Here is a 10,598-nt window from a genome sequence, read left to right as displayed (position 1 = left end):
AAAGACGTGAATGCAGATGGTGAGGTTAAAAAACCGCATTGGCATGTATTGATGATGTACAACAGCAAAAAATCGTTTAACCAAATTAAGCGATTGACTGATGAATTAAATGCTCCGATCCCTCAACCTTGCAGAAATACAAAGGGCATGGTGAGATACTTTGTTCACTTGGACAACCCTGAAAAATATCAATATCGCAAAGAAGATATAAGAGTCTATGGCGGTGCTGATATTAAGCAACATCTGACATCTGCAAGCGAGCAGAAAAATGAACGATATGATGGGATTCGTGAGATGTGCAAGTTCGTAGACGAACATGGAATCATTGAATTTTCGGATTTGATGGCATACGCAATGGAAAATAGGGCTGATTGGTTCGAGTTGCTATGTGACAATTCAGCGTATGTAATCGGTCTTTATATTAAATCAAGACGGCATAAACAGAGTGATAACGTTGGAGCAAAGCAGCATTTGGATGAATAGGTGATTTTTTAACAGATGCATCATTAAGTCGATCCAGAATATAATCCAACTATAACCCCTTTAACAGATATATCATTAAGCTTAGCCAAATTTACAAAAATTTTGCTTTTTTTATTTTACTAGGCTACAAAGTAGCCTAGTTTTTGCATTTCTAATTTTTCATATCAGAAGCTAATTGGACAAGCATATGGCAAATGTGGCGAATACACATGCCCCTTACTCTTTTGATGTTTTGAATAGGATAAAGAAACAAAAAGGAGGTGAAGATTGTGTATTCAGGAACTTTTAATGATGGCGAATGTCATGACAATTGTGAACATATGAAAAACAACTGTTTTACGCGACCTATACTAGCGATTGATAAGAATTGTATACCATCAGAACCAAAACCACCTGAATCAATGATTGCTTTTTCATCTGGTCGTTACCCAGCGACGTTAAAAACAGCTATTACTGGGTTACCTTCACAAGTAAGTCAAGTTGGATTCGGAACAGCTATTGATACCAATGCAACAGATCCACTACATTTGGCGATACCAAACGAGGCTTTTACTGTATCCAAAAATGGTTTTATAACTTCTATTGCTGCAACTTTCGTTTTAGAAAATCAGGCGGACTTTCAAACTAGTCAAAGTATGGTTCGTGCAACAATTTATAAGGCAGCGAAAGGAAGCAACGATTTCTTTGCTACGGCCGCAACTGTAGCGTTAATTCCAACGTTTACGGGTTTACAACCTGCTGGTGCTATTGTTAGTGGATAAGCACAAGTTAATGTACCTATCGAAGTAGAAGAAAGATTAGTAATGGTATTTTCACTTAGCCAAACTAATCTTCCTCCTGGTTTTACGGGAGGTACTATTGTTGGTTTTGAAAGTGCAGGAATAACGATTACGTAATCGTTATTTAGAGTAGCAAAAGCTACTCTTTTTATTTTGGAAAAAAGAAAAAGCGACGATCTCTCGAGGGAATAGGCGATACGTGGCGGTTGTCAATCTAAATTTGTGGTACCGGACCGAAGGGAGGATAAGGAGCAAATTTGGATTGATGACCTCACAGCACCCGAACCCTCTTGGCATTGAACAAACCACTGTTTGTTCCTGCCTACCGGCGAGGGGGCCGGAAGTTTTGAAACCTGGGTTTCAAACCGCCGGAGGCTTATGCCATCCAAGGGGCTCCCTTGGTCGCAAGTTTGAGGGGCGAAACCCTCAAGGTCTGTTGCATGCTGCAGCATGCTTTGGCGGTAGCCAACAACCCTCGGAGAGCACGTTCTCTGGGTCACAAGAGTATAACGTGCTATACTCTTGGCAAATAAATTTGCTAGAGTATGGGGGTGCATCGGTCACATGGAGTTAGCTTGGAACGCACAAAAAAATCAAATCACAGATGTTAAAGGCAAGGAAAATGAGCAAGAGCGAAAAGGCGAAATTAAGAATGACGACATTGATCTGGAGCGTACAAAAAATAATTATGACTTAGTAGAGTCAGAGAAAAATTTGTATCAGCGGGTAAAGCAGCGAGTGGATGAATTAAAAGAAAATGGTTCGAGAGTGCAAAAAAATTCAGTTGTGATGTACTCCAATATTTTGACGGTTCCTCAAGAGCAAGCCGAAAAATGGGGCGAGCAAAAAACAGATGATTATTTTAAGGCTTGTTATGAATTTTTCTGTAAGGAGTTTGGAAAAGAAAATGTGGTGAGTGGAAAAATACATAAGGACGAAACGACACCTCACATGCATTTGCACTTTGTGCCAGTCAATATAGAGAACGGTAAATTGCAGGCACGAGTAGCAATGAACAAAGCAAAAATTAATTATATCCATGACGCCTTACCGAAATTTTTACAAGAGCGTGGCTTTGATGTTGTACGTGCCAGCGGTAAAACAAAAGAGAATAACATCGAAAATATCCATGAGTTCAAAGAAATTAAAAAACGTATCAGTGAGCAAGAACAGCAACTTGATTTTCTAGAAAAAAGGGTTAAGAACAAGCAAGCGTTGAGTGAAGTGATTCCAAATGATGAGTTGCAAGTGAAGGCGAAAAAAGAAATGAAAATCGAAGTTGTGAAAACGGGGCTTTTTAGCAAAGAGGAGAAAAAAGTTGAGACTGGGAACGTAGTGATCAGTCGGGAAGATTACAAAAAAATGAAGCAAGTTGCGACAGCTGCACTGCAAATCAAAGCTGATTATGAGCGTTTATTATCGACTGACCTTGTGCGAGAAAATAACAAGTTACGTGAAAGTGAATTGCTTTTGTTCAACCAACGAAATACAGCTCATAATCAAAGAGCGCAACTCCAACATGAAAATAAAGAGCTTAAAAGTGAGATTACCAGTTTAAACGCTCACATAAGCGATTTAAGAGCTGAAATTAGAAACCTATATAAAATTACCAAAGAATTTATAAAAGAGCGTACAAGCAACGCTATGGCCTTTAAAGACGCTTTTAAGAGTTTGATAGACAAGGTGAAACAAAAAGCACCTGGTGGCGAATTTGAACGCTTAGATAAGCGGGAAAAGGCTCGTGAGCGTGATAAAGGTATGGAGAGATAGAAAAGGGTTTTGATTTTTGGGTTTTTGATTTTTTGATTTTTCATTCGGGGGCGGGGGGATACTACGACATCCCCCCCTATGGTGGGTCATGGGTCATGACCCAAAAAAAGCTACGCTGAACCGTTGATATTACTGGGTTTTTGTATTATTCACCTTAAAGGCTTATGTAATAACACCAAGATGATATAGCCATTTAGGAAAGGTACATTGCAAGAAATAATAGTAAATCTTCAGTAAGCCATATGCCAAATTTGCTATTTACCTTTGGATCTAGTGGATTAAAGTTAATACCTGTATATGTTGTAATACAATTTCCTCCCATCATCCTTAATCTCCTTTTTAAAACTAATAAAGTTATTCAAAGGCGTTTAAAGGGTAATTTGAGGGTTTTAAATGGCTTCTTATGGTTTAACTCTAACAAACTACTAAAAGACTCTTTAAACGGGTTCTATGGCGTTATTAGATAGATTGTTTTAAATAGCCAAACTCTCTAGGGAGCATTTCTTTTTTCTAGTAAATTTTGAATCTGCTATTTATATATATATATTTATTTTTTAAAAGATTAATTGATTTAATTATATTTAGGACGAGTTTTAGCCTTAGAGTTACAAGGGATTCAGAAGATTATTGAAACTTTTTTATCCCTTTATTGAAACTTTTTTATCCCTTTATTGAATCTTTTTTATCCTTTTTATCGAAACTTCAACTTCGTTGGGTTATAATAAAGATCAATAAAAGAAACTTGGTTTTCTTTAAGGTTTCATAAAAGAGATATATTTGTTTCAATAAAAAAAGGGGAGAAATGTGTTGGCTAGAAAAAATGATAAAAAACAAATAATCAACTATGAAAACAGCATTAAAAAAAGCAACGAGTTATCTATGGCTAAATTAAATCATGGTTTGTCACTTAATCAAATGCAGTTATTAGCTTATGCGATTTATTCAACGCAACAGGAAGGGAAAACAGAGTTTCATAAGGCCGACTTTGAAAAAAAGTTTGAAATAGAAAAATTTCAGACGAATCATGCCAAAGAAGATGTTCCTAAGCTTAGTCGATTACAATTTAGTCTTATTGATTTAGAAAATGATGTAGTTGATTATTTGAATGTATTCCAGCGAATTAAATACGAAAAAGGTTTATTTACTTTTAAATGGTCAGAAGATATAGTGCCTCACATTTTAGATTTAAAGGAGAAATATAATTTAACGGATTTAGATGCAAAAGCAAAATTCAAGAGTAGTTTTTCATGGACGTTGTACGACTACATAAAGGCTCACTATGGCTACTGGCACAAACCTTTATCAAAAGAAGCTTTGATGAAATTGTTTAATGTAGAGAGTGTTAAAAGCTATCAAACGAACACATCTTTGCTAAAAAAGAAAGTTATTGATGTTGCAATAGAAGAGATTAACAAGTATACGGAATTAGAAGTTTGGTATGTAGAAGAAAAAGAAGGGCGCGCAATCGTCGGTTTTGACTTCCATTGGTCTGCAGGTGAAAAAATAGCTGGTGCTACTAAAAAACAAATTAAAGAATTAAAGGCAATTACAGACGCCATTCGTGAGGACATGTTCAAATATATTAATTTAAAAAATGATGAAAATAGGGAAAAGGCAATTGAATTAGTTAAAAAATCAGAAGAAATGAGCCTTAATACATTAGAGCCTATTTGTATCACAAAAGAACGTGCTGAAATGTTAATTTTAGATGCGAATTGGTGTTTGAAAGAGTTAGAACACATGCTAGAAGTAGATAGTAAAACTCGAATGCCATTTTATAATTGGCTTGAAGACAAATAGAATATAATCATCATTAAAACACCCTCAGACAAAGTGAAAATTGAGTGCATGGGTACTTCTTTGTTTCGATTTGTCTGAGGGTGCTTTTTTCTTTGGGAATTGAATATATTCAATGATTTTAACGTTAAAAATGTGGCTTTTAAATCAATTTTAAATTTCCCATAGTGAACAATCACAAAGGTTTTAATTGACCATTTATCGAATGATATAGTAAATGAGGTGATTAGCGCTATGGAAAACGATAATCATGAGGAAACACAGAAGTCTTATTGGGCAAAAGATATTGCTGAATTACTTGATATTTCAACTTCTAACCTAAGAAGATGGTCAATTGATTTAGAAAATGTAGGTTATCGCTTTTACCGAGATGAACATAATAGGCGTGCTTATTTAGAAAAAGATATTATGCCGTTAAAAAAGCTAAAAGAATTTCTAGGAAATAGCATGAGCAAAAATGACGCTGTGAATGCCGTTGTAGCAATGTTTCCACAAGATGGAAACAGCACGATCACGATACCCGTTACTAATGATTATGTGCGTATATCTAAGCGTGAACTACAGGAGATAGTCAAAGAAGCAATTGAGGAAGAACGCGAAATGATGTTAAAAGCATTTGAAGCAAAGATGGATGATGTTGTAGAGAAAAGAGATCGAATACTAACCAAGCAATTACGAAATACATTTGAGGAAAGTCAGAAATTGATTGCGGCCACACAGAGTGAAGAAAAAACATCATGGTGGAAAAAACTTTTCAGAAATAGAAAAGGGTAGCTTTTAGAATGTATTTTCGAAGTTTCCAAGTATCTAGTAAAGGATAGAACGATGAAATATGATTACGATAAAACGTTAAAAATTGAGGTTCTCAACGAGTTTTCAAATGGTGTCCATGGAGCACAGCGACAACAAATATAGCTGCTTATTTTGGAAAAATAACAGCTAAATATTTGTAAAGGTCGTAGGAATCTCCTACCAAGTCAAAAACAACGTTTTGGGGGTGTGGCATGCCATACCCATTGCTTGCCCCTCCATCCCTTCCTAGGGCAAACAGTTTGCCAAAAGACCATATTTTTGGGGCAAATCATTTGTCCTTTGTAAAATTTCTTGTACCCACGAAAACACTAGGCTTTGCCTAGTTCCACACTGAAAGTGGGGACAGTTTTCCCTTATGCTCTTTCTAACTCTTTTTTAGGATGTGGTGCTCTTTCTAAAAGTTTATTAATTCTTTTATATCGTTTACCTGTCTCTTCTAACTCTTCTCGAAAAACTGCTGTTACCAAAACAGGTGCAAACATTTTTCCAACAGCCACAATATCACCTGGTTGAATATTTGCCACAATATCACCTGGTTGAATATTTACATTAGTAGGATAATCATTTTAATTGATAATTCCATGTCCTACAATATCTACTTCAATTTCAGGTGTAATAGTAATGTTTGGATACTCTTCCTCCCACTCTATTTGTTCCCATGTTTTAGGGTGATACGCAATCAATTCTCTCCCTATTCCGAATAAATCAGAATTTGAAGCTTGAAGTTTTTTTACTAATTTTTCTGCTTTAGCAGTCAAGTCCTTTGATATTAAGCTATTGAGTTTCTGTATCTTCTCTTCATTGGATAACTTATCTTCCGGGAACTCTAAAATGGTTATGTCTACTTTCGCTTTAATTTCTACTTCAATATTTTCTGGGGAAGCTGATAGGACTTTTAGTTTGGAATTCACTTTGCTAAAGTTATACGAAATGTAGTTCTGAATTCTCATTTCCTTTTCTTCGCTTATTTTTGAAACGAATCGAGCAACCTTTTTTTTCTGGTTAGACATGATAAGAAATAAGGTAGACTCTTCCAAAGTGAGAGACCCTACTAATGCGTGTTTATGAAATAATCCTGTGCCGGCTAAGACCACCTCGTCATCTTTTAATGAAATTAAGGGTAATGCAAAGTCCTTCCCTGGATCAAGCATATTCGTCCAAATGGACTGAACGTCTTGCTTTGGAACTAGCGTTGAGTTCTCTGCACTTGATAACAGTTCAATTAGAAATTCTGCAATGAGTGTATTTTTTTGTGTCATTTTTTCCAATATATCTTCTCCATTTCCCTCCGTAACAACGATATTGGCTGATATAGAGCTACTAGGATCACGATAGAAGATGTCTAAAAATTGATAGATGTCTTTTTGAGCTAATTCCTCTCCCAATAAAAAAATTCGATTTTTAGATGGATCAAAATCACCTGATAGTTTATTATCCATATCCATCCTTGTTTCGCGAATAGTATTCCCTTCCCCTTGAATTAAGACATTTGTCGGAATACCGTTCTTCATATCTTGGACTATGGCAGTCGTTTTGATCTTTTCATCTTGTTGTAAATCAAAGGCGGAGGCGTAAACCAACCTTCCTTCTTTAAGGAGTCTTTGATCCCAACAACCTGCTAAGAAAAACACTATTACTACAACGATTACCCAAACCGTACATTTCCTTACCATTTTTCTACATCCTTCCACTCTCTCTAAATAAAATAGAGATTCCAAATAAAAATAAGGGAATAATGAGTAACGTGACATTGGACATTTGACTGACAGCCTTATTCATCAAATCAATTTCCGACTCTTTATTAGGAATCAGGGCAACTCCACTCGCTATGGCGCTTAGTAAAAGTATATATATTGTGCGTCCTTTATTTTTATATTTTGAAAAGGTGATTAAACACCCTTCTGTAGCTAAAAAAAGGTAACTTGTTAATGTAGTAATGACATTGATAATCCAAAGAGAAATGAAAAAAAGATCGATCCTCTCAACAATTTGAAGATATAATGATTTTACAAAATATAAAACGGGTTGAGGAATGGTTAACAACTCATCTGGACTAAAGGTCACCATTGTGACTACCATGAGGAAGGTGTATAACAATGTTACAAATAGATTAGCTATAGATACAGAAAATAAGACTTTTTTTTCTCCAATATGTTGAAAGTAAGGGTACAGGATGAGGATTAACTCAAATCCAAGCATTGAAAAGTAAGCTTCCTTTGCCCCTCTAAGAATATTTCCTATTCCAGAATGTCCAATAGGAAATAAAAACCTCCAATCTACTGGATAAGTAAACATAACGATAAAGGAAATAATAATCAATAAGACGATAAGGCCAGAAACTACAACAAAAAAACTGCTGATTTCTAAAACAGTTTCTTTCCCTATATAAACTGCGGTTAGGGTCAAAAGTGCTATTACAATCCATTTAGGGGTAAGAGGTAAAACCCACATTTTAATGATGGCAGATGAATACATCAATACTAGACTAGCAACCATTACTCCGTAAATAATATAAATAATGTTTATGCTTGTTCCTGCTACCTTTCCGATTAATTGGGTAGAATAGTGGAACAATGACATTGAAGGGAATCTCCTACCGATCCCCCACATCATGAGAATAATGACTTGTATTACTATTCCGGAAAACAAGATGGACATCCAACTGTCTTGCTTTGATGTAGAAAAAACGTTAGAAGGTAAACCTAGTATCCCTACTCCTATTTGTGTTTGAATAATGAAAAATGTTAACTGAATGGTAGTCAAATTAATCCGATTTTTCATCTTTTCTCCATCCTCTTGCGTTAGATGTCTTCCAACGGTATTGGGTATTCAAATCTTTCGGTCTTACCTTCATCAACCATACTGGAGCCCTAATCAAAGTATCTTTAAGTGCAGAAAAATCGAAAGGTGCCAAAGGGTATAGATAAGGAAGACTTAATGATTTTAATTTACACATATGAATCAATATGATTGTCAAGCCAATCACAATACCAAACACCCCAAACAGTGCAGCTCCTATCATGAGGGGGAATCCCAATATCCTACAGGAGGTACTTAATTCATTTGAAGGAATCACAAAGGAAGAAATTGCCGTGATGGCCACCACAATGACCATTGTGTTTGATACAAAATTAGCTTCTACAACAGCAGTTCCCATCACTAAACCTCCTACAATCCCTATAGTTTGTGAAATGGGGTTAGGAAGTCTAATGGCTGCTTCCCTAAGTAGCTCAAGCGTTAATTGCATAATCGCTGCCTCTATTAAGGGAGGGAAAGGGACGAATTCCAAAGAACTTTTAATTGAAAACACAATCTCTACTGGAATAATTTCGTAGTTGAAAGAAATTAAAGCAATGTAAAAAGCAGGTAGACATACCGTGATGATGAAACAGAATATTCTAATTATCCTAAAAAAAGAGCTGATAGTGGTTCGCGAATTATAGTCTTCGGCTGTTTGAAAAAAACTAAAAAATGTGACTGGAAAAATCAATGCCGTTGGACTACCATCCATAACAAGTGCAACCCTTCCCTCCATCAGATTAGAAACGACACGGTCAACTCGCTCGGTATTAAGAAATTGTGGAAAAGGAGAATAAGTATGGTCTTCAATCAATTCTTCAAATGCACCTGGTGCTTGAATGGAATCAGTCTGAATATAACTAATTCGATTTTCGATTTTTTTTAAAATTTCAGGATCCGTTATATCAGATAAGTAGATTAATGCATATTTTGATTTTGATGTTTCGCCAATTTTGGAGAGTGTAATCGTTAGCTTTGAACTAGAGATACGTTCTCGAATAAATTGAACGTTTTCTGAAATATTTTCTCCAAACCCTTGGTGTGAACCTCTAATAATTCTCTCATTTTCTGGTTCTGTTCTACTGGAATGCTCATTAGGAAAAGGAGCAAGCAATAGTTTTTCTGATAATTCTTCCATAATGACACAATAGCCTTCAGGGATCATTTCAATAGCAATGTCAAGATTTGTAGTCGTTATCAACTTTGCACTTGTGATCACATGTTTTACGTCATTTAGAGTTGAATCAATTAATGGTTTTATGATATTGGTTTCCAAGCTCGTTTTATCTGTAAGAGAATCTAAAAAAAAGATTTTGATTAATTTTCCATTCTTTTTTAACTCTCTTATAAATAAATCATCAGTGTGATTTAATCCATCTTGGATATACTTTTCTTTCTGAATGATAGTATAAATGACTCTTTGATCTTCTATTCCTTTTTTTTCATTTTGTATCTTTTGGGTATTTTGATTTTGATCATTCATTGCTAGAACACCTTCTAAAATTGTATATATAAAAGAATTCCCAATATAAATATTCTTATACATCCAGAAAGTAACTAACGAAACCTCAAACAATTCAGTAATGTAATGCTCAGCTAAAACAATGAGTAAGGAAAAAGAGTTTTGACCCAAATTTGCTTGGGTCAGAAAAAAATTGTTAAAATTTAGTAGAATGCTAGACTTGAAAATAAGGTTTTAAGCACAAAAAAAGCCAAGCTGGATTGCACTCCACTTGGCTCGACGGAAACTAACTCTACTAGTCCCGTAATCGAACTTAAGTATAGCTTCACTTCTCGTTATTTTCAAGAGATTTAGTCAACTTGGGCGATTTACGGTTACACACGGAAAAAGCCCGATTTGTCTTGATGCCTAGAAAAATAACGAGAGGTGTTTTTTTATGACCGCACAAAAGAAAGATGAACGCACTAAAACATGGACATTTGTAATTTATCCTGAATCAGCTCCCGAAAATTGGCGAGAAATTATAGGGGAGGAACATACTCCTTGGGTTGAAAGTCCGTTGCATGATAAAGACGTGAATGCAGATGGTGAGGTTAAAAAACCGCATTGGCATGTATTGATGATGTACAACAGCAAAAAATCGTTTAACCAAATTAAGCGATTGACTGATGAATTAAATGCTCCGATCCCTCAAC

The 10,598-nt window shown here is 35.4% G+C and carries 11 protein-coding genes; 6 read left to right on the top strand and 5 right to left on the bottom strand.

From position 1 onward, the window contains the following. From BFJ97_RS22910 to mobV, 3 genes are all read left to right on the top strand, one after another. Window positions 1-483 (top strand): replication protein (locus BFJ97_RS22910; protein WP_068986910.1); only part of this gene is annotated, 483 nt, incomplete at its 5' end. Window positions 484-752: 269 nt separating this feature from the next. After that, window positions 753-1,244, top strand: a complete 492-nt coding sequence (locus BFJ97_RS22905; RefSeq protein ID WP_068986908.1) for a hypothetical protein — start codon at window positions 753-755, stop codon at window positions 1,242-1,244. Window positions 1,245-1,826: 582 nt separating this feature from the next. Further along, complete coding sequence (gene mobV, locus BFJ97_RS22895) at window positions 1,827-3,032, top strand: MobV family relaxase (protein ID WP_068986906.1); 1,206 nt, start codon at window positions 1,827-1,829, stop codon at window positions 3,030-3,032. Between the two features lie 193 nt (window positions 3,033-3,225). Here the strand turns inward: mobV and BFJ97_RS25570 are convergent, their stop codons facing one another. Continuing rightward, on the bottom strand, window positions 3,226-3,357 hold the full coding sequence (locus tag BFJ97_RS25570; RefSeq protein ID WP_263297634.1) for a hypothetical protein: 132 nt from the start codon (window positions 3,355-3,357) through the stop codon (window positions 3,226-3,228). A gap of 482 nt (window positions 3,358-3,839) precedes the next feature. On the opposite strand from BFJ97_RS25570, the gene BFJ97_RS22890 reads away from it, so the two are divergent. Next, the gene (locus tag BFJ97_RS22890) at window positions 3,840-4,832 is read left to right on the top strand and encodes a replication initiation protein (protein ID WP_068986905.1); all 993 of its coding nucleotides are present in this window, start codon (window positions 3,840-3,842) and stop codon (window positions 4,830-4,832) included. A gap of 231 nt (window positions 4,833-5,063) precedes the next feature. Continuing rightward, a complete protein-coding gene (locus BFJ97_RS22885) occupies window positions 5,064-5,603 on the top strand; it encodes a hypothetical protein (RefSeq protein ID WP_068986904.1) in 540 nt (179 codons plus the stop codon). A gap of 392 nt (window positions 5,604-5,995) precedes the next feature. Here BFJ97_RS22885 and BFJ97_RS24985 read toward each other — a convergent pair whose 3' ends face one another. The 4 genes from BFJ97_RS24985 to BFJ97_RS22870 are packed head-to-tail and all read right to left on the bottom strand — an operon-like array spanning window position 5,996 to window position 9,924. After that, window positions 5,996-6,166: a DUF5839 family protein gene (locus BFJ97_RS24985; protein ID WP_175401852.1), complete on the bottom strand. Its 171-nt coding sequence runs from the start codon at window positions 6,164-6,166 to the stop codon at window positions 5,996-5,998. A 42-nt stretch (window positions 6,167-6,208) separates the two neighbouring features. Continuing rightward, window positions 6,209-7,333, bottom strand: coding sequence for a Ger(x)C family spore germination protein (locus tag BFJ97_RS22880; protein WP_175401853.1), 1,125 nt, complete (start codon window positions 7,331-7,333; stop codon window positions 6,209-6,211). Beyond that, window positions 7,320-8,423, bottom strand: a complete 1,104-nt coding sequence (locus BFJ97_RS22875) for a GerAB/ArcD/ProY family transporter (RefSeq protein WP_068986902.1) — start codon at window positions 8,421-8,423, stop codon at window positions 7,320-7,322. Before BFJ97_RS22875 ends, BFJ97_RS22880 begins: the two co-directional genes overlap by 14 nt. Continuing rightward, window positions 8,407-9,924: a spore germination protein gene (locus BFJ97_RS22870; protein WP_068986909.1), complete on the bottom strand. Its 1,518-nt coding sequence runs from the start codon at window positions 9,922-9,924 to the stop codon at window positions 8,407-8,409. The genes BFJ97_RS22875 and BFJ97_RS22870 overlap by 17 nt, the downstream gene beginning before the upstream one ends. A 415-nt stretch (window positions 9,925-10,339) precedes the next feature. On the opposite strand from BFJ97_RS22870, the gene BFJ97_RS22865 reads away from it, so the two are divergent. Next, the coding region (locus BFJ97_RS22865; RefSeq protein WP_217492410.1) for a Rep family protein at window positions 10,340-10,598 on the top strand (259 nt) is incomplete at its 3' end.

Origin of the sequence: Lysinibacillus xylanilyticus (genome assembly GCF_001708185.1) — a bacterium.
Taxonomy (GTDB): Bacteria; Bacillota; Bacilli; order Bacillales_A; family Planococcaceae; genus Lysinibacillus; species Lysinibacillus xylanilyticus_A.
This window is presented reverse-complemented; position numbering and strand designations above follow the sequence as displayed.